General features: G+C 73.8%; 20 protein-coding genes. 4 read left to right on the top strand and 16 right to left on the bottom strand.

Features of this window, described 5'->3' with window-relative positions:
- Nucleotides 1-9: 9 nt before the first annotated feature.
- Nucleotides 10-939 carry a helix-turn-helix transcriptional regulator gene (locus ACFWIS_RS20550; protein WP_380455205.1) on the bottom strand — a complete coding sequence of 310 codons (930 nt, stop codon included), beginning with the start codon at nt 937-939 and terminating at the stop codon, nt 10-12.
- 64 nt (nt 940-1,003) lie between these two features.
- On the opposite strand from ACFWIS_RS20550, the gene ACFWIS_RS20555 reads away from it, so the two are divergent.
- From ACFWIS_RS20555 to ACFWIS_RS20565, 3 genes are all read left to right on the top strand, one after another.
- Nucleotides 1,004-1,480: a hypothetical protein gene (locus tag ACFWIS_RS20555; protein ID WP_380455207.1), complete on the top strand. Its 477-nt coding sequence runs from the start codon at nt 1,004-1,006 to the stop codon at nt 1,478-1,480.
- Entirely contained in the window at nt 1,477-2,037 is a 561-nt protein-coding gene (locus ACFWIS_RS20560) for an NIPSNAP family protein (protein ID WP_380455209.1), read from the top strand. Before ACFWIS_RS20555 ends, ACFWIS_RS20560 begins: the two co-directional genes overlap by 4 nt.
- Nucleotides 2,038-2,117: 80 nt before the next feature.
- Nucleotides 2,118-2,678, top strand: a complete 561-nt coding sequence (locus tag ACFWIS_RS20565) for a GNAT family N-acetyltransferase (protein WP_380455211.1) — start codon at nt 2,118-2,120, stop codon at nt 2,676-2,678.
- 67 nt (nt 2,679-2,745) lie between these two features.
- Here the strand turns inward: ACFWIS_RS20565 and ACFWIS_RS20570 are convergent, their stop codons facing one another.
- The 15 genes from ACFWIS_RS20570 to pdxH all read right to left on the bottom strand — a co-directional run bounded on the left by ACFWIS_RS20570 (nt 2,746) and on the right by pdxH (nt 20,683).
- Nucleotides 2,746-3,609 (bottom strand): alpha/beta fold hydrolase, encoded by an 864-nt coding sequence (locus tag ACFWIS_RS20570; RefSeq protein WP_380455213.1) that lies wholly within the window; start codon nt 3,607-3,609, stop codon nt 2,746-2,748.
- A 97-nt stretch (nt 3,610-3,706) separates the two neighbouring features.
- A complete protein-coding gene (locus ACFWIS_RS20575; RefSeq protein ID WP_380455215.1) occupies nt 3,707-3,889 on the bottom strand; it encodes a hypothetical protein in 183 nt (60 codons plus the stop codon).
- 54 nt (nt 3,890-3,943) lie between these two features.
- A complete protein-coding gene (locus ACFWIS_RS20580; protein WP_380455216.1) occupies nt 3,944-4,171 on the bottom strand; it encodes a hypothetical protein in 228 nt (75 codons plus the stop codon).
- A gap of 159 nt (nt 4,172-4,330) precedes the next feature.
- Nucleotides 4,331-5,410 carry a serine hydrolase domain-containing protein gene (locus ACFWIS_RS20585; RefSeq protein WP_380455218.1) on the bottom strand — a complete coding sequence of 360 codons (1,080 nt, stop codon included), beginning with the start codon at nt 5,408-5,410 and terminating at the stop codon, nt 4,331-4,333.
- 115 nt (nt 5,411-5,525) lie between these two features.
- Nucleotides 5,526-6,194, bottom strand: coding sequence for a DUF4097 family beta strand repeat-containing protein (locus ACFWIS_RS20590; RefSeq protein WP_380455220.1), 669 nt, complete (start codon nt 6,192-6,194; stop codon nt 5,526-5,528).
- A 242-nt stretch (nt 6,195-6,436) separates the two neighbouring features.
- Nucleotides 6,437-7,663: an FG-GAP repeat domain-containing protein gene (locus ACFWIS_RS20595; RefSeq protein WP_380455222.1), complete on the bottom strand. Its 1,227-nt coding sequence runs from the start codon at nt 7,661-7,663 to the stop codon at nt 6,437-6,439.
- Nucleotides 7,664-7,878: 215 nt separating this feature from the next.
- A complete protein-coding gene (locus ACFWIS_RS20600) occupies nt 7,879-8,673 on the bottom strand; it encodes an aminoglycoside N(3)-acetyltransferase (RefSeq protein WP_380455224.1) in 795 nt (264 codons plus the stop codon).
- Between the two features lies 1 nt (nt 8,674).
- A complete protein-coding gene (locus ACFWIS_RS20605) occupies nt 8,675-11,092 on the bottom strand; it encodes an FxsB family cyclophane-forming radical SAM/SPASM peptide maturase (protein ID WP_380455259.1) in 2,418 nt (805 codons plus the stop codon).
- Between the two features lie 53 nt (nt 11,093-11,145).
- Entirely contained in the window at nt 11,146-11,331 is a 186-nt protein-coding gene (locus ACFWIS_RS20610; RefSeq protein ID WP_380455226.1) for a hypothetical protein, read from the bottom strand.
- 387 nt (nt 11,332-11,718) lie between these two features.
- Nucleotides 11,719-12,783, bottom strand: coding sequence for an aKG-HExxH-type peptide beta-hydroxylase (locus ACFWIS_RS20615; protein WP_380455227.1), 1,065 nt, complete (start codon nt 12,781-12,783; stop codon nt 11,719-11,721).
- Between the two features lie 155 nt (nt 12,784-12,938).
- A complete protein-coding gene (locus ACFWIS_RS20620) occupies nt 12,939-14,108 on the bottom strand; it encodes an FxsB family cyclophane-forming radical SAM/SPASM peptide maturase (protein ID WP_380455229.1) in 1,170 nt (389 codons plus the stop codon).
- Nucleotides 14,109-14,161: 53 nt separating this feature from the next.
- A complete protein-coding gene (gene fxsT / locus ACFWIS_RS20625; RefSeq protein WP_380455231.1) occupies nt 14,162-18,178 on the bottom strand; it encodes an FxSxx-COOH system tetratricopeptide repeat protein in 4,017 nt (1,338 codons plus the stop codon).
- Nucleotides 18,175-19,572, bottom strand: coding sequence for a TIR-like protein FxsC (locus tag ACFWIS_RS20630; RefSeq protein ID WP_380455233.1), 1,398 nt, complete (start codon nt 19,570-19,572; stop codon nt 18,175-18,177). The genes fxsT and ACFWIS_RS20630 overlap by 4 nt, the downstream gene beginning before the upstream one ends.
- 132 nt (nt 19,573-19,704) lie before the next feature.
- Entirely contained in the window at nt 19,705-19,899 is a 195-nt protein-coding gene (fxsA, locus tag ACFWIS_RS20635) for an FxSxx-COOH cyclophane-containing RiPP peptide (RefSeq protein ID WP_188304678.1), read from the bottom strand.
- 151 nt (nt 19,900-20,050) lie between these two features.
- The gene (gene pdxH, locus ACFWIS_RS20640) at nt 20,051-20,683 is read right to left on the bottom strand and encodes a pyridoxamine 5'-phosphate oxidase (RefSeq protein ID WP_380455261.1); all 633 of its coding nucleotides are present in this window, start codon (nt 20,681-20,683) and stop codon (nt 20,051-20,053) included.
- A 417-nt stretch (nt 20,684-21,100) separates the two neighbouring features.
- Here pdxH and ACFWIS_RS20645 point away from each other — a divergent pair, with 417 nt between their 5' ends.
- Nucleotides 21,101-22,201, top strand: coding sequence for a citrate synthase 2 (locus ACFWIS_RS20645; protein ID WP_380455235.1), 1,101 nt, complete (start codon nt 21,101-21,103; stop codon nt 22,199-22,201).
- Nucleotides 22,202-22,204: the final 3 nt, after the last annotated feature.

Below are 22,204 nucleotides of genomic sequence, written 5' to 3' on the forward strand. Positions count from 1 at the left end.
GCTGCCCCGCTACTGCCGGTAGCGGGCCGCCAGCGTCCGGACCGTCCCGGCGATCCGCTCGCGCAGCTCGGCCGGTTCGAGCACCTCGACCTCGGCGCCGAGGCGCAGGAACTCCCCGTGCGCGTGGTCGACCGACTCGATCGGGACCAGGACCTCCGTCCAGTCGCCCTCCCCCGGCGTCACCCCGAGGCGGCGGGCGCCCTCCGGGGTGAGCCGCACCAGCGCCTGCCCGGTGTGCAGCCGGGCGTGGAAGTCCGCCAGGTACGTCCGCCAGTACGCGGGCAGGTCGAAGCCCTCCGGCACGGCGAACTCGCCCCCTGGATCGCTGAGTTCGATGATCTGGTCGACCCGGTAGGTGCGCGTCCCGGACGGCCCGCCGGCCACCAGGTACCAGCGGCCCGCCTTGAGCACCAGCCCGTACGGCTCCACCCGGCGCTCGATCTCCTCCGGCGCCCGCCACCGCCGGTAGCGCAGCAGCACTGCCCGGCGCGCCCACACCGCCGAGGCGACGGCCGCCAGGTGCGGGGTCTCGTCGGCGTGGCCGTACCAGCCGGGGGCGTCCAGCAGGAAGCGCTCCTGGATCCGCCCGGCGTGCTCGCGCAGTTCGGCGGGCAGCGCGGCCCGCAGCTTGAGCTGGGCGGCGGCGAGCGCCTCGCCGAGGCCCAGGTCGGCGGCGGTGCCGGGGAGGGCGGCGAGGAAGGCGGCCTGCGCCTCGTCGGCCGTCAGCCCGGTGAGCCGGGTGCGGTAGCCGTCGACCAGCCGGTAGCCGCCCGCGTGCCCGGCCTCGCCGTACAGCGGGACGCCTGCGGCGGCGAGCGCCTCGACGTCCCGGTAGACGGTGCGGACGGAGACCTCGAGTTCTCCGGCCAGTTGCCGGGCGGTCATCCGGTCCCGGTTCTGGAGGAGCAGCAGCAGGTTGACCAGTCGGCTCGCGCGCATGCCGCCCAGTGTTCCCGTCTCCACTGACAGTGGGTGTCAGTGGAGTGCCCCTAGCCTGCGGCGCATGAACGACTTCGACTTCTTTCACGGCTCCTGGAACGTGGCCAACCGCCGCCTCACCGCACCGCTCACCGGTGGCGGCACCTGGGAGGAGTTCCCCGGCCACACGGCGTGCCGGCCGCTGTTCGGGGGCGCGGGCAACATCGAGGAGCTCGTCTTCCCCACCCTCGACCGCCGGGGCGTGACCCTGCGGCTGTTCGACCGCGCGACCGAACAGTGGTCGATCCACTGGTCCGACAGCCGGACCGGGCGGCTCGACCCCCCGGTGGTCGGCGGCTTCACCGGAGAGCGCGGCGACTTCCACGGCGACGACGTCCTCGACGGCCGCCCGATCCGGGTGCACTTCGCCTGGCACCGCCTCGGCCCGGACACCGCCCGCTGGGAGCAGGAGTTCTCCGCCGACGGGGGCCGCAGCTGGGAGCTGAACTGGACGATGGACTTCACCCGCACCGGTCCCGCGTTCGAGGGGCTGGCTGCGTGAGCGTCATCGTCGAACTGCGCCAGTACACCCTGCGCCCCGGCGCCCGGGAGACCCTCATCGAGCTGTTCGAGCGGGAGCTCGTGACCGGGCAGGAGGCCGTCGGCATCACCCTCGGCGGCCGGTTCCGCGACCTGGACGACCCGGACCGCTTCGTCTGGCTGCGCGCCTTCCCCTCGATGGCCGAGCGCCGCCACTCACTGGAGGCCTTCTACTACGGGCCGGTCTGGCGGGAGCACCGCGACGCGGCCAACGCCACCATGGTCGACAGCGACGACGTCCTGCTGCTGCGCGGGCCCGGCTTCCTGCCGCCGCCCGGGGCCCGCGAGGTGCTGGCGACCGTCTACCACCCGGCCGACACCGCCGCCTTCGACGGCTACGCCGTCCGGCACCTCGGCCCCGGCCACGCGCTGCACCGCACCGAGCACGCCGAGAACGACTTCCCCGTCCTGCCCGTCCGCACCGGCGAGGACGTCCGGGTGTGGTTCGGCCCGGCCGAGGCACCACCGGTGCCGGCGTCGCCGATGCGTCGGCTCCGGCTGGAGCCCGTGACCGCCTGACCGTCCGGGTGCCCCGGCCCCTCGTCGGGGCACCCGGATATCCGGTGGCAGGCCCGGCGTCCGGCGGCGAGGATCACCGCATGCACCCCTTCCTGGAGACCGAACGGCTCGTGTTGCGCCCGTTCACCGACGCCGACGCCGACGCCCTCCACGCGCTGGACGACGACCCCGAGGTCATGCGCTTCATCAACGGCGGTGAGCCGACCAGCCCGGAGACCGTCCGGGCGAAGGTCCTGCCCCGACTCCTGCACGACTACCCGTGCTTCGGCACCCGCGGCTTCTGGGCCGCCGAGGAGACGGCCACCGGCACCTTCCTGGGCTGGTTCGAGTTCCGCCCCCTCGACGAGCACAGCCCCGCCGTGGTGGAGCTCGGCTACCGGCTCAACCAGGCCTCCTGGGGCCGGGGTTACGCCACCGAGGGCTCCCGGGCGCTGATCCGCAAGGGGTTCACCGAGCTGGGCGTGGAGCGGGTCACCGCGAACACCATGGCCGTCAACTCCCGCTCCCGGCGGGTGATGGAGAAGTCCGGGCTGTCCTTCCTGCGGAACTTCACCGGCGACTGGCCCGACGCGATCCCCGGCTCCGAGCACGGCGAGGTCGAGTACGAGCTGACCCGGTCGGTCTGGCGGCAGGAGACCTGACGCCTGCATGCACGCTCACACGGGAAGTCGGCCGGGCCGACTTCCCGTGCACCGGCGTCCGCGCGGGTCAGGACCCGCTGGGCGGCAGCGCGGCGACCTCCGCCAGCACCCGGGCCGCCGGGGCCGGGTCGACCAGCCACTTCAGGTGGCTGCTCACGAGCGTCCGGACGTCGTACGGGTTGTCCGGCGTCAGGGCGTCGCCCTCACGGATCATCCGGTCCTGCATGGCGGGCGGGATGCTGGTGTCCTCGGCCAGTCGGACGTACGACCGGGGGATCCGGCCCCAACTGTCGGCCTGCGCCCTGTCGTCGGGGCCGCCGGCGTCGAGGTTCTCGTCGGGCTGGAAGGCGTTGAGGAAGACCAGGAACTCCTCGTCCGTCCCGTCGGCCAGGAAGGCCGCCTTGAAGGACGCCAGGACGGCCGGGTCCGCGGTGCGGAAGTTGCAACGCAGCAGCCCGAGTTCGGCCGGGCTGCCGACCATCGCCGCGGCCAGTCCGGCGGCGTCGACGGTGGCCATCTCGGGCTCGGCGTAGTAGGCGCCGACCGCGAGGTCGACGGGCGCCCAGGCGGAGACGTAGACGATCCGGCCGATCAGGTCGGGCCGCCGGTTGGCCGCGACGGTGGCCGTCAGCCCGCCGCGGCTGTGCGAGACCAGGATGACCGGCCCGTTCTCCTTGGCCCGCTCCAGGATGCCGATCAGGTGCGCGACGTTGTCGGCGAGCGTGACGCCCTTGATCGCCCCGGCCGCGGTGGCGAGTTCGGCGAGGTCCTGCGGCGCCTGGTAGGCCCGCGGGAACGTGGCGGCGAACCCGTGGCCCGGGAGGTCGACGGCCACCGATCGGTGCCCGAGCAGGCCGAGTTCGGCCTGTAGCGGCGCGAACGAGAAGGAGTTCGCGAAGGCTCCGTGTACCAGTACGAACGTCGGCTGCATCTGTCCACACTCCCTGTCCCCCGGGGCCGCACACGAACGGCCGCCCCCGTACGGTGGTCCACCCTAGTCGGCGAAGATCATCCGCACTACGGTCCGCCTACGCGCTCGCCCGGGGCAGCCAGTCGTCGATCGGTACTCGGCAGGAGTTGAGGATGCCGGCGACCGTCGTGTACGTCCCGACCAGGATCAGGAGCTCCGGCACCTCGGCTTCCGGGTGCCGTTCGGTCAGGGACCGCCAGGTGGCCGACGAGAGCCGGCGCAGCGAGTTCGACCACCTCACCGCCTGAACCACCGCTTCCGCGCCCCCGGCCCTTCGCCGGGGGCGCGGACGTTCCTACTCCGCGCTCGTCACGCCCGCTCGGACCTTCGACGGCCAAGGGCTGAGCTGCCGCCGGGCCTGCAGCGGCAACTGCGCCAGCGGGACGTCCCCCTCCGGCAGCGGCGCCTCCGCGAAGAACCCGACCCGCCGTGGTGCCGCCTGCCCCTGCGATGCCCCTGGCGCGACCGCCATCGCCAGGCCGGTGGCCGCCAGCGCCCCGATCAGCGCCACGTACCGAACCATGGTTCCTCCGCCTCCGAAGACACGCGCCAAATGCCCAGAGTATCGACGTCTCCACGCTGCGTATCGCGGCCCGGCTCCCGCCACGACGCGCCTGCGCAGGAAGTCGGTGGGACCGACTTCCTGCGCGCCAGGGCCTCGACGGCCGGGCAGCAGCGCGGGTCAGCAGAAGACGGCCTTGATCAGCCGGTCCAGGGCCTTCGGGAACTCGACCGCCGGGTTCTTGTCCGAGTCGCCGGTGGTCAGTCCGGCGGTCAGGGTACGGCTGCCGTCCGGGGTGGCGATCATCAGGGCGCCGTAGCCGCCGGGGGCGCCGCCGTTGTGGTGGACGATGGTGACGTCGCCGTTCTCCGGTCCCAACTCCTGGATGAACAGGCCCAGTCCGTAGCCGAGCATGCCGTGCGGCGTCCGCATCTCCGCCAGCAGTTCAGTCGGCAGCAGCCTGCCGCCCAGCAGCGCGCCGAAGAACACCTGGAGGTCCCGGGTGGTGGAGATCATGTCCCCGGAGCCGCAGAGCAGCGAGAGGTTCTGGCGGGATACGTCGACCACCTTCCACTCCTCGCCGTCCTGGTAGCGGCAGTAGCCGTGGGCGTGCGGGCCGGGGAGCTCCGAGAGGTCACCCGGCACCACGGTGTCCGCCAGCCCCAGCGGCCGCAGGATCCGCCGCTGCATCTCCTCGGCGTAGGAGCGTCCGCTCAGGGCTTCGACCAGCAGCACGGCCAGCGTGTAGTTGGTGTTGGAGTAGCTCTGGTCGGCTCCCGGTTCGAACCGGGCGGGCTTGGCCAGCGCGAACTCCACCAGTTCGTCCGGCCGGTAGCTGTGGAACCGGTTGTCCACCCACGCCTTGCCGATCGAGGGCAGCCCGGGCACGAACTCGCCGCCCTCCAGTTCGCCGGTGCAGTTGTAGACGCCGCTGGTGTGCTGGAGGAGCATGCGCACGGTGATCCGCTCGTCCAGGGCGAACCGGGGCAGGTGTTCGGCGACCGGCGAGTCCAGCCCGATCGCGCCGTCGGCGACGAGGTGGAGCAGCAGGGCGGCGACGAAGGTCTTGGTGGTGCTGCCGACCCAGAACTGCCCTTCGGTGGAGGGCTTCGCGCTCTCGCCCAGCTTGTGCACCCCGGCGCTGCCGGTCCATTCGCCGCGGTCGTCGCGCACCCGCAGCTGTATTCCGGCGAATCCGGCGTCGACGAAGTCCTGGGCGGCCTTGCTCAGTTCGGGGCGGTCCTGCTCGATGCTGCTCATGGTCGTTCCTTCTCTCAGGCGTGGCGGGCGTGGCGCGGGCGGAGGCGTGGCGCGGGCGGGGGCGGGGGCGGGGCGCGGGCGGGGGCGGGGGCGGGGCGCGGGCGGGGGCGGGGGCTCAGAGGCTGCGGGCGGTGATGTCGCCGTAGGCGGTGGTGGCGTGGATGGTCAGGCCGGGGGTGCCGTCGGCGTTCTTCAGGGCGTTGTGGATCCGGCCGTGGCCGGTGCCGGCGTCGAGGGCGGCGGAGACCCCGCGGGCGGCGCCGACGGCGATCCGGCCGTACTCGGTGCGCAGGGTGACGGCGCCGCTCACGGCCTCGGTGATCCGCAGGTCGCCCTTCTGGGTGTGGATCTCGGCGGGGCCGCCGAGTCGGCCGACCTCGATGTCCCCGTCCTGGAGGGCGAGGTGGGCGCCGGCGGTCTCGTCGAGCTTGACGGTGCCCTGGGCGGCCTTGAGGGTGACGTCGCCGAGGCGGCCGACGCCGCGGAACTCGCCGAGCGCGGCGGTGGCGTCGATCCGGGAGCCGGCCGGGAGTTGGACGGTGACCTCGACGGAGCCGGAGTTGCCGAGGACGCGGTTCCGCGCCTCCGGGGTCACCACTCGGAGCACGCCGTCGGCGTAGGCGACCTCGACCCGCGCGGCGGCCTTCACGTCACGGCTCTTGGTGGCGTCGGCGGGCCGGACCTCGACGACGGTGTCGGCCCGGTCGGCGGCGATGAACCGGATGCGGCCGGCGGGGATGTCCAGGACGGCCGAGACCGGGGCGGTGGTGGCGAACTTCTGCATGGTGCTCTCCTTCTCCTCCGCGTCGCGGCCCCCTCGGCCGCGGCGCTTTCTGACAAGGGAAAAGCTACGTTGCGTTCGCACATCCAGCAACCTATCCGTTGCGCCAAATCGCCATAACAGCAGCTAGATGCGGTGCAATCATTGCAACGACTCTGCCGGGAACGCAACGACCCCCACTCCGTTCGTTGCAATGGAATGGGGGTGAACGCTATGCCGGAGCCACAACGGCGGTTCGCCGGGAACTACCCGCGCCCGGCGCAGCCCCACGGCCGCCGGCAGTGGCGCTCGTTCAGCAGCACCGAGACGGTGTCGTCCTGGGCGTTGGTGACCGCCAGGTCGATTCCCCCCTGGCGGCTGAACCGCCCGGCCACCACCGTGTCCGGAATGGAGAAGTCGCCGGACCCGGTGGGCAGGAACTCCGGCGCCCGGAAGCTGCCGTCACCGTTGCCGCGCAGCAGCGCCACCGAGTTATCGCCGGTCGCCAGGGCCAGGTCGGGCGCGCCACGGCCGGTGAAGTCGCCCACCACGACCGAGACCGGCGCGGTGCCCGCCGGGTAGGCGTGCGCCGGCTGGAAGGTGCCGTCCCCGTTGCCCAGCAGCACCACGGCGGACTTCTCCGAGTCGGCGAGCACCAGGTCCGGCCGGCCGTTCCGGCGCAGGTCGCCGACGGCCACCGAGACCGGGACGCCCCCGACCGGGTAGTCCGTCCGGGCGCCCAGCGTGCCGTCGCCGTTCCCCGGGAAGACCGCGACCTTGCTGACGCCGTCCAGGGCGACCACCAGGTCGAGGTGACCGCTGCCGCCGAGGTCGGCCAGGGCGATCGACGCCGGGTTGGAGTTGTCCCCGGTCGGGTAGCTGCGCGGCGCCCGGAAGGTGCCGTCCCCGTTGCCCAGCAGCAGCGAGACGCTGCCGTCGCCGAAGTCGCCCAGGTCGGCCACCGCCAGGTCGAGCGTCCCGGTGCCCCGGAAGTCGCCGACGGCGACCGCGTCCGGGTGCGAGCCGGTGGCGAAGTGGCGGGGCGGCTGGAAGGTGCCGTCGCCGTTGCCCAGCAGCACCGAGACCCCGCTGTCGTCCTGGTCGGCGACCACCAGGTCCCGCACGCCGGTGCCTCGGAGGTCGCCGGTCGCGATCGCGGTCGGGCCGGGCCCGGCCGGGAAGGTCCGCTGCGGGGCGAAGCCGCCGTGGCCGTCGTTCAGCAGGACCGACACCGTCCCGTCGGCGGCGTTCGCCACCGCCAGGTCGCTCCGGCCGCGGCCGGTGAAGTCACCCACGACGGCCGCGCGCGGGTTGTGCCCCACCGGGTAGTCCGTCTTGGGGGCGAACCTGACGGCGAACCCGGGCGCGAACCCCGGCGCGAACCCCGGCGCGAACCCCCCGGCCGCTACGGCGCCGCCCGGCAGCCCCACCAGCGCACCGACCGCCAGCAGCACCCCCGCCACCACGGCCTGGCCAACCCTCGTTCCTCGCATTGCCGCACCTCTCCCGTCCCGGGCGCCGCTCGGCGCCGCTTCTGGGCGCGATGGTCACCCGGCGCCGAAGGGCGCGGACGCAACGACACCCCGGGGTCGCCGGAAAGGACGGGAACGCCACCGGTCCGGTACTGGGTCCAGGTACTGGGCTCAGGTACGTGGCTCAGCCGAGGGGCTCAGGTACTTGGCTCAGCCGACGGGCTCAGCTGACGGGCTCAGCCGATCGCGCCGCTCCGCAGCAGCCGGTCGGCGAGGTCGACGGCCTCCCGGACCGGCACCAGCCGGCAGTCGGCGCCGCCGATCCGCCCGGTGCGCACCCCCTCGGCCTCGGCCAGCACCCGGGCGCCCAGTGCCCCGAAGTGCAGGTCGTCCAACTCGGCCGCCCGGAAGGCGGTCCAGCCCTCCGGGGTGACACAGCGGTACTCCCGCTCCCGCACGCCGGGCTGGCGCAGGTCGGCGAGGTGGAAGGCGGTGAAGCGGGCCATCTCGACGCCGAGCATCAGCACCCGGGCGTCCAGCTCGTACAGCCGCCCGAGCGGGGTGTCCGGGCCGAGGTGGGAGGTGAGCGGGTGCCGGGCGGTGATCTCTCCGGCCCGCGGTCCGAGCGCCGCCCAAGAGGTCTGCGGGTGCCCGCTGCGCAGGGCGCCGGGGCGGGTGCGGACGGCCTCGGAGAGGGCGCCCAGGGTTGGCGAGGCCGGGGTGGTGGCCGGGTCGAAGCGCGGCATCCGCGCCCGGTACGCCTCGGCCTCCGCCGGTGCGAGCCCCGCCACCGCGTCCTGGTGGATCCGGGACGTCGAGGAGTTCTCGGGCGTCGCGGTGTACACCACCAACGTCCCGTCTCCGCCCAGGACTTCGAGCAGCGCGTCGACCACTCCGGCCGCCCCGCCCTGGACCGGCCCGAGCGCCCGCAACGACGCCTGGACGTGCAGCACCGTGCCCGCCCGGACGCCCAGCCCGGCGAACCCGTCCACCAGCTCGGCCACCGAGATCACCGCGACCCCCTCCTCCACCTCAGGCCCCTGCCATCCGCTCCGAGAGCTCCGTACGCTCCGCACGCTCCGCACGCGCCCGGTACGCCTCGGCCTCCGCCGCCGCCGGCAGCGGCACGTCCAGCCACGGCGCGACGCTCTCCGCCATCCCCGCCGCGAACCGCTCCCCGAGTCCGGTCAGCGCCCCCGACTCGCCCAGCCGCTCGACCGCCTCCGCCGTGTACCGCCGCCAGAGCGCGAACTGCGCCCGCGCCCGCTCGGCGGCCTCCCCGGCCAGGCCGTCGTACGCGGCCGTCCGGGTGCCCCAGTACTCGGTGACGGCCAGGTGCGCGTACGTGCCCTGGAGCAGCCCCTCCAGCGGGCGCGGGTCGGGCCGCCAGGGCGCGAAGTACAGCCGATCGTCGGCCCGGTCGTAGAGGTCGAACAGGTCGAGCACCGCCCCGAGCTTCACGTGCTGGAACTCGTGCGCGAGCAGCAGCGCCAACGTGGGCGCCGTCGCGGGCCGGGCGATGCCGACCGCGCCGTACGCCTGCCGCGCCGCCGAGCTGACGTCCCGCCCGGCCGGGCCGGGCCGCAGCGGGGTCACCGTGGCCAGCCCGGCCCGGATGCCCTCCGCGTAGGCCGGCAGGTCCCGCCCGAGCAGCTCCCAGGCCTCGCGCAACGCGCCCGTCCAGCCGAGCAGTTCGGCCTCCGCGAGCCGCTCGGCCACCGGGTGGTCATGGCTGTCCCGCAGCGGGTCCACATCCTCCAGGGCGACCGTCCAGCCCCCGGCCAGCCGGACCCGCCGCAACGGCTGGTCCAGCACCGTGGCCACCGTCCCGTCGGCGGCCCGCACCTCGAAGCCGTCCGCCCGTCCGGTCACCACCGCCTCCCCGTCCGGCACCGCGACCCGCCCCAGCGTCGGCAGGTGCAGCCACCCGCCCCGCACCGGCACCGTCACCGCGTCCCCCCGCCCGGCCCGCACCGCCGCCGCGGCCGCCAGCGCCGCCATCGGCCCCAGCCCCACCGACAGGTCCCCGGCGATCCGCCGCGCCGCCCACGCCCGCGCGTACGGGTGCGCCAGCACCGCGTCCACCGCCCGGGGCGCCGCCCCGTCCAGCTCCGACAGCAACTCCCAGGCCGCCGCCCGCCCCTGCCCGGAGGCGTCCCAGGCGGCGGCCAACATCGCGCGAGTGAGGGCGAGTTGGGCCTGGCCGAGGGCGGCGATGGTGTCGGCCCCGCCGTACCCCCGGGCCAGTTCGTCGAGTTGGGCCGGCGAGAGCGCGGTCGGCAGCAGGGGCCGACCGCCCTGGGCGGGCACCGGAGCCGGGGCGGAGGGCGAACCTCCGCTCTCCGCAATGCCGTTGATGAGCGTCATGAGGTCACCGCAGTAGACGGAGGGATTGTCGAAGCCATTGTCCGCACGGTAGCGGTGGGCGTACAACCCGCCACCGCAGGCGCGGACCACCGGGCAGGCCCGACAGGTCTCGCTCAGCCCGGCCAGACCGGACTGGCGGGCGGCGATGCCGGGGTGACGGGCGAGGTCGTCGAGGCTGTGCGCGAAAACGTTCATGCCGGTGACGGGCGCCCCGTCATAGGCGGTCTTCAGGCTGTCCGCCTGCTCGAAGGTCCCGTCCGTCTCCAGCACCGCCAGGTCCGAGGGCTCCAGTCCGAGCGACTCGGTCAGACTGGAGAGCCCGCGCACCGTCCGGTGCACGGATTCGAAGGTGCGCACGGCGAACGGACGCGCGTCCGATTCCCACAGCCTGTGGACGGCGAGCAGCCAGTCCGCGTAGGGCGTCCGCGCGGCATCGCCCGGGCGCCGCTTCGGCGGCTCCTCCCAGGTCGCGTGCGGCAGCAGGAAGTCCACGGCGGGGGGCCGCAGTTCGGCCAGCGCCCGGTAGACGGCCACCGGATCGTTCTCGATGTCGATGGTGCACAGCAGCCCCGCGAAGAGATGCCGGAACTCGGGCTCGTTCAGCAGCCCGACCGCCCGCAGCACCTGCGGGTGGCTGCTGCGGCCGTCGGCGAAGCGCCGGTGGCGGTCGTTGGCGGCCTTGTCGCCGTCCAGCGAGATGCCGACCTTGAGGTCCAGTTCCGCGAACAGCTCGCAGAACGCGCGGCTGAGCAGCACGCCGTTGGTGTGGATGCGCAGATCGAGGCCGCAGCCGGGCGGGAGCGCCACCCGCAGCGCCTCGGCGGCGCGGCGCAACCGGTCCGGGCCGGCGAGCAGGGGTTCTCCCCCGTGCAGGACGACCCGGACGGCGGACAACCGGTGGGCGACCGCGTGCTCACCGATCCGCTCGGCGGCCTTGGCCAGGATCCCCTCCCCGATGACCTTGGGGCGGGAGCGCCAGCTGCTGTCCGCGTGCTCGTAGACGTAGCAGTGGTCGCAGGCGAGATCGCACCGGCTGTGCATCTTGACCACGAATTGCGTCAGTGGCACCGGAATTCGCGTCATCATGGGTGTGGCAGGTTCAGCTCGGCCTGGGTCCGTTCGGTGTTCGGAGCCGGTCAGATCGAGGAGTTGAAGGCAGCGACCGGCACGAGGCCGGATTCCGCGCCGGGGAGGGCGCGCTGCAGCCGGGCGGCGAGTTCCTCCGCGCCCAGGGCGGCGAGCTCGGCGAGGGACGGGCGTTCCGGCGTCTCCTGAGTGTCAGTGAGCTTGCCGGCCGGCCTGGTGCTGGTTACCGGAGTCATATTCGTTTCCTTAGGCGCGGTTAGGACCTGCCGAGTGCGGGTAGGCCACCCGGTTGCGACCAATGTAGTGCCCGCGAGGACTCCGCGCGGCACCTTGCTCCCCCAAGTTGGTCTGCCCAGCCGGTCGACGCCGTACCACGGCGCGCGACGGCCTGAGAATTCACCCGTTCAGCGGTCGCGCACTTCGCCTTTGCGCGCGCCGAAACGCATTGACCGGAGCAGGCGTTCGAGCCCGCGGTCCGGTCTCCGCACAGACAGGCGCCGGGGGTACGGACGGCGGATTCCCAGCGGGCCCCCAACCGGTTCCAGCGCGTCCCGGACGAGTTCCGGGCGCGTTCCGGGAGCGCACCGTCACCCGATCGGCCGGTGCCGTCCGGGCGCTCGGCCTCAGGCCCCCAGCTCACGGACCGCACCCGCCAGTTCCTCGGTGAACTCCCTTCCGCTCGCGGTCAGTTCACCGCACTCCAGCAACGTCCCGGCCGCCGCCAGGGTGTGTGCCCGCCAGCGGGCGAACTCCCGCTCCGCGCGGACCGGTTCACTCACCCCGGCGGCCGCCTCGGCGCTCCAGAAGGAGGCCACCCCCAGGTGCGCGTACGTCCCCTGGAGCAGCGCGCCGATCGGGCGCAGATCGGGCCGCCAGGGCGCGTGGTAGATCGCCGGGCCGTTCGGCCGGTGCAGCGGCACGAGGTCCAGCAGAGCGCCGAGTTGGACGTGCAGGAACTCGTGCACCAGGGCCAGCGCGAGCAGCACCGGTTCGGCCGGCAGCGAGGCCGCCACCGCGCCGTACGCCCGCCGCGCGGCGGCGCTCACCGCCTCCCCGCCGGGCGCCGGACGCAGCGGCACCACGATGGCGACGCAGGCCGCCACCGCCTCCGCGTGCCGCCGGTGCCGACGCACCAGGATCTCCCAGGACGCGGCCAACTGCTCGTGCCACAAGAGTAGTTCTGCGTCGGAGAGTGGACCGACCGGAGGCCGCCCGTAGTCCACCCGGCGCGGACCGAGGTGGTCGACCAGCGGCGCCCATCGCAGCCCGTCGCACTCCAGGTCGAGCGCCGGGCCGGCCTCCGCCCGCAGGAACTCGCCCAGCCCGTCCAGCGGCGCCGCCGGGCCCAGCGACAGCGCGCGCAGGCGGTCCGCCGCCCAGGCGTCCAACTCCGGTCGCAGCAGCACCTCTTCCCAGCGCGCCCGGTCGGCCCGCTGGAGTGCGCACACCTCGCCGTAGGCCTTCCGGTAGGCCTCGTCCTGCGGCGCCGCCCGGCGCAGCGCCAGCAGCAGCAGCGCCCGCTTGCTCAACTGCCCGGCCCGCAGCAGTTGAACGGCCTCGGGGCCGCCGCGCGCGCCCGCGATCGCCCGGAAGGTCTCCCGGTCCACGCCGTGCCGGGGCAGCCCGTCCGGGCCGTTCCCCCGCGCGCCCGGCACCCCGGTCGCCACCGCCTCGCCCACACCCGTCACCGCTCCGCCCTCTCCTGAGAACCCCTGAACGACCGGGCGGCCCGCCCGGTCCGCCCGCAGTCTCCCCACGCGGCGCCGACTCAGCCGGCCCGGCCCCGGGCATGACCCGGACGGGTGAGCCCGGAGCACGCCCGGCGAGATCCGCCGGCCGGGCCCTACCGCCGCTGCCCGACCCCGGCCAGGCCCGCCACCCCGGCCCGCAGCCGACGCGCGATGTGCCGGATCAACCGGTCCATGTCGGCGCAGTACACCGAGGGGTGCGCGAAGCCGTCACCCGCGTACCGGTGGGCGTAGAGCCCGCCGCCGCAGACCCTGACCAGCGGGCAGTCCGCGCACTCCGGCCCGAGCCCGGCGAGGCCGCGCTGACGGGCCCGGAAGGCCGGGTGGGCCGCCGCCTGCGCGAAGCCGTGCCGCCACACGTCCAGGCCCGTTCCGGCGGCCCCGTCGTACGCCACCTTGAGGCTGTCGGCCTGCTCGATGGTGCCGTCCGCCTCGACCACCACCAGGTCGACCGGGGCCAGTCCGACCGCCTCGCTGGCCGCCCGCCCGCCGAGCAGCAGGACGGACAGCTCCTCGAACAGCCGCACCCCGGTCTCCCGGTACGGCGCGTCGTACCAGCGGTCGAAGGCGGCGATCAGCCACTCCCCGTACGGTGCCGGGTCGGTGCCCGGGGGCGGCGCGAGCGGCAGGCCGCGCCGTACACCCGCCGGCTGCTCCTGCCAGGTGGCGTGCGGCAGCAGCAGGTCGAGCCGGGGCGGGGCGAACTCCAGCAGCGCCTCGTAGGTGGCGACCGGGTCGGCGGCCAGGTCGACCACGCACAACAGGCCGGCGAACAGCTCCCGGTGCCGGTCGGAGCCGAGCAGCCGCACCGCCGCCGCGGTCCGCTGCCAACTGCCCGCGCCGGTGGGCAGCCGCCGGTGCCGGTCGTGGTCGGCCGGGGTGCCGTCCAGCGAGACCGCCACGCCGACCCGGTACCGGTGCAGCACGTCGAGCAGGGCGGGTTCGTCCAGCAGCCGCAGCCCGTTGGTCTGCAGGCTGAACCGCACCCGGGGCCCTGCGGTGGCCAACTCGGCCAGCAGGGCGTCCAGATGGGCCGCGCCGACGAGCAGCGGCTCACCACCGTGCAGCACCACGGAGACCTCGTCGAGCCCCTGCGCGGCCGCGTGCTCGGCGATCCGCCGGGCGGTGCGGCGGACGGTCGCCAGTTCCATCCGCCGCGGCCGGTCGCGCCAGCTCTGGTCGGCCGCCTCGTACATGTAGCAGTAGTCGCAGGCCAGGTTGCAACGGCTGTGGATCTTCAGCAGGAACTGCCGGAACGGCACCATGCGCGTGAACCTAGCACCGCCCGGCGGGATCGTTGACCGCCCGTCACCGTCGGTCACACGTGCGGGGGCTCCACGTCCGAGTCGAGCCTGGTGCCCGCCTTCACGGCGACCGTGGTCGGGTGCTCCTCCCCCAGGGTGATCCGGGCCCGTCGGATGCAGTCCGCCCGCAGGTCGGCGGCCCGTTCGGTCTCCCCGAGCGCCGTCAGGGTCAGCGACAGGTTGGAGGTGATGCCGATGGAGTCGTAGTGGTCCGGGCCGAGCACCTCGGTCATCAGCGGCGCCGCCTCCTGCTCCAGGACGAGCGCGGCCCGGATCTCCCCGCCCAGCGCCAGGTCGTTCGCGTGGTTCATCATCGCGATCGGGATGTAGAGGTGGTGGGCTCCGAGGACGGTCCGGAACTGCGCCAGCGTGCGCCCGGACAGCTCCCGCGCCTCCGCGACCCGCCCGGCCAGCCGCAGGTAGACCGAGAGGTTGTTGGCGCCGGCCAGGGTGACCGGGTGGTTCTCGCCCAGGTAGTCGCGGTAGCGCGCGAGCGCCCGTTCGGCCAGCGGGATGGCCCGGTCGGTGTCGCCGAGCGCGTTGTAGTCGCTGGCCAGGTTGGTGGCGGCGGCCAGGGTGTCCGGGTGCTCGGGGCCGTTGATGTCCAGGTAGCGCTGGTAGATGTCCTCGTCGATCTCCACGGCCTCGTGGTAGCGCCCGGCCCGGCGCAGTGCCACGGCGAGGTTCTTGCGGGCGCGCAGGGTGTCGGTGTGGTTGTCGCCGATGGTCTGCTGGTAGATCCGGACGGTCTCCTCCAGCAGGTCCAGCGCCTCCCGCAGCCGCCCGGTCTCGCGCAGGTCGCGGGCGTAGTTGGAGGCGGAGGACAGCGCGTACAGGCTGTGCGCGCCGAGGGCGTCGCGCTGCTGGAGGTAGTTGCTGCGGTGCCGTTCCAGCGCGGCGTAGCGGTCGCCGGCCAGGTAGTCGGAGACCGCGAGGTTGTTGGTGATCATCAGGGTGCGCGGGTGGTCCGGCCCGAGGGTGCGCCGGGCCGCGTCCAGGGTCTTGCGGTCGAGCGCCCGGGCCTCGTCGTAGCGGCCGAGGAAGCGCAGGTCGGCGCCGAGGCTGTTGGCGACGGCGAGGGTGTGCGAGTGTTCCGGGCCCAGGGTCGCGGTGAACCGCTCCAGGATGTCCCGGTCCATCTCGTACGCCTCCTGGAGGGCGCCCTGGGAGCGGCGGATGTTGCTCAGCTGGGTGCGCAGCATGAGGGTCTGGGCGTCGTTGTCGGCGTCGAAGCCGGGGCCGCCGTAGCCGTCCTCCCGCCAGTGCTCCAGGGTCCGTTCGGCGAGTTCCCGGCCGGACTCGTGCAGGCTGCGCTTCCACTGGTAGCGGACCGAGTCGATGATCCACTGCCGGACGTCCTCGTCGGCGCTGTCGAGCGCGCCGGACGGCCAGAGGTGGGGCAGGAGTTCGGCGTACTCGGCCCAGTTGGCGGGGATGTCCGGGTCGCCGGGGTTGGCGGTGGCCAGGGCCGCGTGCACCACCCCGCGCAGCTCGGCCTGCCGCTCCTCCTCGACCTGGTCCCGGAGCACCGCCTGGACCAGCCGGTGCACGGTGATGGTCTCGCTGCCCTGGTCGGTGCGGGCGAGCCCGAACCGGTTGATGGCGCGCAGGAACTCGCCGATCGCCAGCTTGTCGCGGGGCGCGCGCGGGGGCAGCCGCAGGGCCCGGGTGACGGCCCGGCTGTAGAGCAGCCGCATCGGGATGGCGTCCGGGCCGAAGAAGGCGCAGATCTCCAGGATCTGGGCGGCCGGGGCGTTCAGCCGGCGCAGCTCCTCGACCGAGATGCGCCAGGTGGCGGCGGCCGAGTGGGGGTACTCGGCGGGGCGCAGCCGGGTGCGCTCCAGCATCTCGGTGAGTTCGTCGTCGAGGAGTTCGAGGTAGGTGGCGATCGGCATCGACGTCTCCTGGAGCCAGACGGCGGCCTGGCCGACGGCCAGCGGGAGGTCGCCGAGGCGGTGCGCGACCTGGTCGGCGTCCTCCGGGGAGAGGCCGCTGTTGAAGCGGCGCAGCAGCCGGATGCTCTCCTCGCGCAGGAAGACGTCGACCTCGACGAGGCCGGCGTGCCGGGCCCAGCCCTGGTTGCGCGAGGTGATCAGCACGTGTCCGCCGGAGGAGGCGCCGCCGGGCTGCCAGGGGGCGAGTTCCTCGGGGGTGCCGGCGTTGTCGAAGACCAGCAGCCAGCGGCGGTACGGGTGGCCGCGGCGCAGTGCGTCGAGGACGGCGGCGGCGGTGTGCGCGACGTCGTCGCTGGTCGGCACGCCGAGCCGGGGGGCGAGTTCGGCGAGCTTCTGCGGGATGTTGGCGGGCTCCTCGGCGGGCACCCACCAGATGACGTCGTAGGCGGCCTTGAAGCGGTGCGCGTACTCGGCGGCGATCTGGGACTTGCCGGCGCCGCCGAAGCCGTAGAGGACCTGGCTGAGGACGGCCGCCGGCCCGCCGGTGAAGCGGTTGCGGAGCAGTTCGAGCAGCTTGCCGCGGCCGATGAAGGCGGCGTTGCGCGAGGGCGCCTCCTGGACCTGCGGGGCGGTGCCGGGGAAGCGCGCCGGGGCGATGAACTCGCCGCTGTCGGTGTCGAACTGGCGGTTGCTGCCGGGCGGCGGTCCGAGTTCGCCGTACAGCTGGGCCTCGGCCGCGGTGCCGGAGGAGCGGATCAGGTCGGGCACCGCCTCGCCGACGAACGGGCGGGGCACCGGCTCGTCCGAGTCCTGGAGCCGCAGGGCGACCAACGCCGAGGAGCCGGAGGGCAGTTCGCGCCCCTTCAGGAGCTGCCAGACCTCGCTGGCCCGGGGCAGCGCGGTGTACTCGGGCGAGAGCAGGGCGAGCACCCGGCCCTGGCCGTCGAGCGGCCCGGCGACCTCCGGTGGCCGCGGGCCGGTGTGCGGCTCGGCGGCGTTGTGCAGGGAGGTCTGGTAGCCGAAGCGGGTGAGGGTGGCGGCCGCCCACTCGGCCCACATCCGGTCCTCGGGCGCGTAGCTGACGAAGACCTGGCGGGGCACCGCCCGGGCGGAGCGCAGGTAGGCGGCGTACAGCCGGCGGCGGGCCTCGGCGCTGAGCGGGCGCAGCGAGCGGACCCGCCCCTCGGTGATCCACTCGGCCAGCCGCTCGAAGGCGTTGAGCAGGCTGCGCGCCTCCTGCGGGCGGTCGGCGACGGTGGCCGGGACCTCCTCGTAGGCGTAGAACGGCTTGTACGGCACCTCGACGTCGGCCCAGTAGGCGGCCCGGCGGTCCCCGGGCAGCCAGCGGCCGAGGTAGGGGGCGAAGGCGTCGCGGGCGAAGTCCCGTCCGGCCTCCAGGCGTTCCTGCTCCGCGTCCTCGACCCGCATCGGCACCGGCAGCACCCGGATGGCCCGCTCCTCGGCCTCGGCGATGGCCTTGGCGGCGTCCACGCCGCCGCGGATGTTCTGGGCGCTGAAGGTGAAGCAGTCGACCACGGTGTCGGGCATCAACACGGTGCAGATGCCGGAGGTGTCGCTGACGCCGGTGCGGCTGTCGATGAGCACGTAGTCGTAGGCGCGGGCCCAGCGTTCGCGCAGCTCGCGCAGGAACTCGCCGCCGCGGATGTCCCGGCCGTGGTAGAAGCTGCGCCAGTTGAAGCTGGTGACGGCGGCCGCGTAGGCGGCGTTCTGCCGGCCGGCGGGCAGGAAGTCGAGCCGGCCGCCGGCCGGCAGGTCGAGGGCGAGGCCGCAGGTGTAGCCGCCCAGCCGCCCGGGTTCGTCCAGCCAGGCGGCCGGCGGCAGGCCGGTCGGCCCGGTGGCGGAGGGCAGTGCCTGCTTCACGTAGGAGCGCAGCAGGTCGATCAGGCCGTCGGTGGAGTGGAGTTCGGGGTCGACCAGCAGCGGGTGGTAGTAGCGGTGCAGGCCGGGGGCCTCCAGGTCCCAGTCGACCACCAGGACGCGCAGGCCCCGGCTGGCGAGGATCCAGCCGACGTTGGCGAGTGCCATGGTCCGGCCGGTGCCGCCCTTGAACGAGTAGAACGTGACGACCGTCCCCGGTCCGCCGCGTCCCGGCTCCGTGCCGGGCTCAGTGCTCATCGTCCGTCTCCCCTCAGCGGGACAGAGCCGTCGTGGCCGCCCGGGCGCTGGCCGGGCACGTCCTTCGGTGTCGTTTCCGGATCGCGGCGCGCGGACGGGCTCCGCGGCGGACCGGAGGGACTTGGCGGGCCGGCCGGGATGGCGAGTCCGGGCATGTCCGGGCCGCCGCCCGGGCCGAAGCCGAAGGCGTCGCCGCCATCGTCCCCCCAATCCAAGTTGTCGTCCATGAGCTTGTTCTGAGCGATCGTCACCATGATGGCGAGGTCGCTGTCGAAGCTCTCCTGGCTCACTTTGACCCGGAACAAGTGCTCCGGGTCACGCCTGCGCAGCCAGTTGCGGCGGAACACGCCGCGCACGCCCGCCCACGGCGCTTCGCGCTCCCCGTCCGGGTCGTTGCCGCCGATCGGCACCATCACGCCGGTGACCGGGTGGTTCTGGTCGTCGTACTCGCGCAGGGCGGACCGGTAGCGCTCGTGCTCTGCCGCCCACGGGTCCACCAGCAGGACGCTGACCTGGCTGTCCTCCCGGGCCTGGTCGAGCTTCTCGCCGAGCCCGGCGCCGATCTCCTCCAGGGTGGTGGTGTGCCCGGCGTTGGTGATCACCCGTTGGGCGCGCGAGGCCAGCGAGGGCTGGGCGGGCGGGTAGAACGGCGCCCAGTGCCACGGCTTGGCGCCGTACCGTCCGCCCGGGTACGAGCCGCCCTCGGCGGCGGCCTCGGAGGCCCGGCCGGCCGCGATGAACAGCCGCACCATGCCGGGTTCGGCGGCGGGTGCGGGCGCGGCCGGCCCGGGGAAGTAGCCGCGGACGGCGTCGAGGTCGAACTCGGGCAGTTCGGCGAGCCGCCGCACGGCCGCGTCCCGGATCCGCCCGGCGACCACCCGGACGACCTGGCGGTAGGCGTCCTGCTGGGCGGTGCGCAGCAGCGCGCGCAGGCCGTGCCGGGCGTAGGCGTCGCCCATGTCCGGCTGGGCCCACTGGATCTTGGTGACCTCGGTGACGAGGTCGCCGGACGCGACCGGCTCCCAGAGCACCGGGATCAGTGCCGAGAGCAGTTCCCCGGTCTCCTCGTGGTGGCGCCGGACCCTGCCGCGGAAGGCCGTCCACTCCTTGCCGCAGTAGAGGCTGTCGAAGTAGGCCGGGGAGTAGAGCGCGACCATGGTCCGGCTCCGGCCGAGCATCAGCGCGAGCTTCTCGGCCCATTCGTCGCCCAGGCGCAGTCGTTCGGTGTCCCGGAAGGCGAGTTCGTAGGCCTGGACGGCCGGTCCGAGGATGCGTCCGAGTTCGTCCCTCAGGTCGTTGAAGAACTGGTCGACGAAGGCGTCCTCCGCCTGGAAGTCCCGACGCGCGTAGCTGAAGAAGAAGTACGGCCGTTGCTGCTGTTCCCGCTCACTCACCTGTTCCCCCCGACCCCGACGGTGCCGTGACGGCGCTGGTTTCTTACCCAGCATGTCGTGAACCGCACCAGGACGGCGGAGAGTTGGCGTTTTCGTCCGGCCCGCGGGGTTTAGCCGACGGTCAGCGGCGGATCACCGGAGTTCGAGCGCCGACTGGAAGGCCGCGAGCGGCTCCGCGCCGGGGGTCAGGGCGTCCGCCACGACCCGGCGCAGCAGGTCGCCGAGGACGGTGTCGGGCAGGGCGTCGAGTTCGTCGAGCGGCAGGGCGGCGACGTCGACCAGGTCGGAGTCGAGTCCAGCGGCGGTTTCCGCACCGGTGACGCCCATCAGTCCCTCACTCGATCGTGCCGGCACAGCGGGCTGCCGGCCGGAGAAAAATCACCGACCTGGTCCGCGACGCGCACATTCTACACAAAACGGTGACGACCCGTCAGGTCGGACCCGGCGCCGCGCCCGGGCCGGACTCGGCCGCCCCCGGTCACGGGCAGAGGCGCTCCACCCGCCAGCCGGTGGGGCTGTCCGGGTCGGCGAGGTAGCGGAGCCGGTCGTGCAGGCGGTTCTCCCGGCCCTGCCAGAACTCGACGCTCTCCGGGACGACCCGGTAGCCGCCCCAGAACGGCGGGACGGGGACGCCCTCGCCCTCGGGGTAACGGCGTTCGAGGTCGGCGTAGCGCTGTTCGAGGACGGCGCGGTCGCTGACCGGGCTGGACTGCTCGCTGGCCCAGGCGCCGAGTTGGGAGCCGTGCGGGCGGGTGCGGAAGTAGGCGGCGGTCTCGTCCCGGCCGACCTTCTCGACCCGACCCTGGACGATCACCTGGCGGGCCAGCGCGATCCACGGGAAGAGCAGTCCGGCGTACGGATTGGCGGCGAGCTCGGAGCCCTTGCGGGAGCCGTAGTTGGTGAAGAACACGAAGCCGCGGGCGTCGTAGCTCTTGAGCAGGACGGTGCGCGAGCTGGGCCGGCCCTGGGCGTCGGCGGTGGAGAGCACCATGGCGTTGGTCTCCACCACCCCGGCCTCGTCGGCCTCGTGGAACCAGCGGGTGAACTGGCCGATCGGCTCGGGCGCGAGCTGCTCCTCGGCCAGGCCCTCGTGGACGTAGTGCTTGCGCATCACGGTGAGGTCCGGACCGGGGCGGGCCTCACCGGCCGGGGTCCGGGTGGCGGGGCTCAGGGGCGCCGACTGGGCGCGTTCCGGGGTCTGCACGCCGACATCATCCCGTACGACAAGCAACCGGCACCGCTACCTCCGGACGAACCCCGGTCGGAGATATGGTGACTCGCCACCGCTTGGCCGCCCGCCATACGGGGAATTGTCCGGAATCTGGCGTTTGATTCCGGGCTCTCCGGGGGCACGACCGACCCTCGGCGGGAAAGTCAAGTGGCCCCACGGGCAACATCACCGCGGTGGTGTATGGCGCAATGCACCCCGTGCCTGTCACTCTGGCACCGAGTGCCAACCACGATTCGGTCACTGGCGCGCCGCCCCACCACGGCGGAGCGCCGAACACAGAACTGAAGGAGCCGTCGCATGTCCGACTTCGTACCCGGGCTTGAGGGAGTCGTCGCGTTCGAGAGCGAGATCGCCGAACCCGACCGTGAAGGCGGCGCCCTGCGGTACCGCGGTGTCGACATCGACGACCTGGTCGGCCACGTCTCCTTCGGCCACGTCTGGGGCCTGCTGGTGGACGGCAAGTTCAACCCCGGCCTGCCGGCCGCCGAGCCGTTCCCGATTCCGGTGCACTCCGGTGACATCCGGGTCGACGTCCAGTCCGCGCTCGCCATGCTCGCCCCGGTCTGGGGCCTGAAGCCGCTGCTCGACATCTCCGCCGAGCAGGCCCGCGACGACCTCGCCCGCGCCGCCGTGATGGCGCTGTCCTACGTCGCCCAGTCCGCCCGCGGCCAGGGCCTGCCGATGGTCCCGCAGAGCGAGATCGACAAGGCCGAGACGGTCGTCGAGCGGTTCATGATCCGCTGGCGCGGCGAGCCGGACCCGAAGCACGTCAAGGCCGTCGACGCCTACTGGACCTCCGCCGCCGAGCACGGCATGAACGCCTCCACCTTCACCGCCCGGGTCATCGCCTCCACCGGCGCCGACGTCGCGGCGGCGCTCTCCGGCGCGGTCGGCGCGATGTCCGGCCCGCTGCACGGCGGCGCCCCGTCCCGGGTGCTCGGCATGATCGAGGAGATCGAGCGCACCGGCGACGCCACCGCCTGGGTCAAGAACGCCCTGGACAAGGGCGAGCGGCTGATGGGCTTCGGCCACCGCGTCTACCGCGCCGAGGACCCGCGCGCCCGCGTGCTGCGCCGCACCGCCAAGGAGCTCGGCGCGCCGCGCTTCGAGGTCGCCGAGGCGCTGGAGAAGGCCGCGCTGGAGGAGCTGCACAACCGCCGCCCCGACCGCGTGCTCGCCACCAACGTCGAGTTCTGGGCCGCGATCATGCTGGACTTCGCGGAGGTCCCGGCGCACATGTTCACCTCGATGTTCACCTGTGCGCGCACCGCGGGCTGGTCGGCGCACATCCTGGAGCAGAAGCGCACCGGTCGCCTCGTGCGCCCCTCCGCGCGCTACATCGGCCCCGGCCCGCGCAAGCCCGAGGGGGTCGAGGGCTGGGGCGCCATCGCCCACTGAGCG

The organism is Kitasatospora sp. NPDC127060 (genome assembly GCF_042724935.1).
GTDB lineage: Bacteria > Actinomycetota > Actinomycetes > Streptomycetales > Streptomycetaceae > Kitasatospora.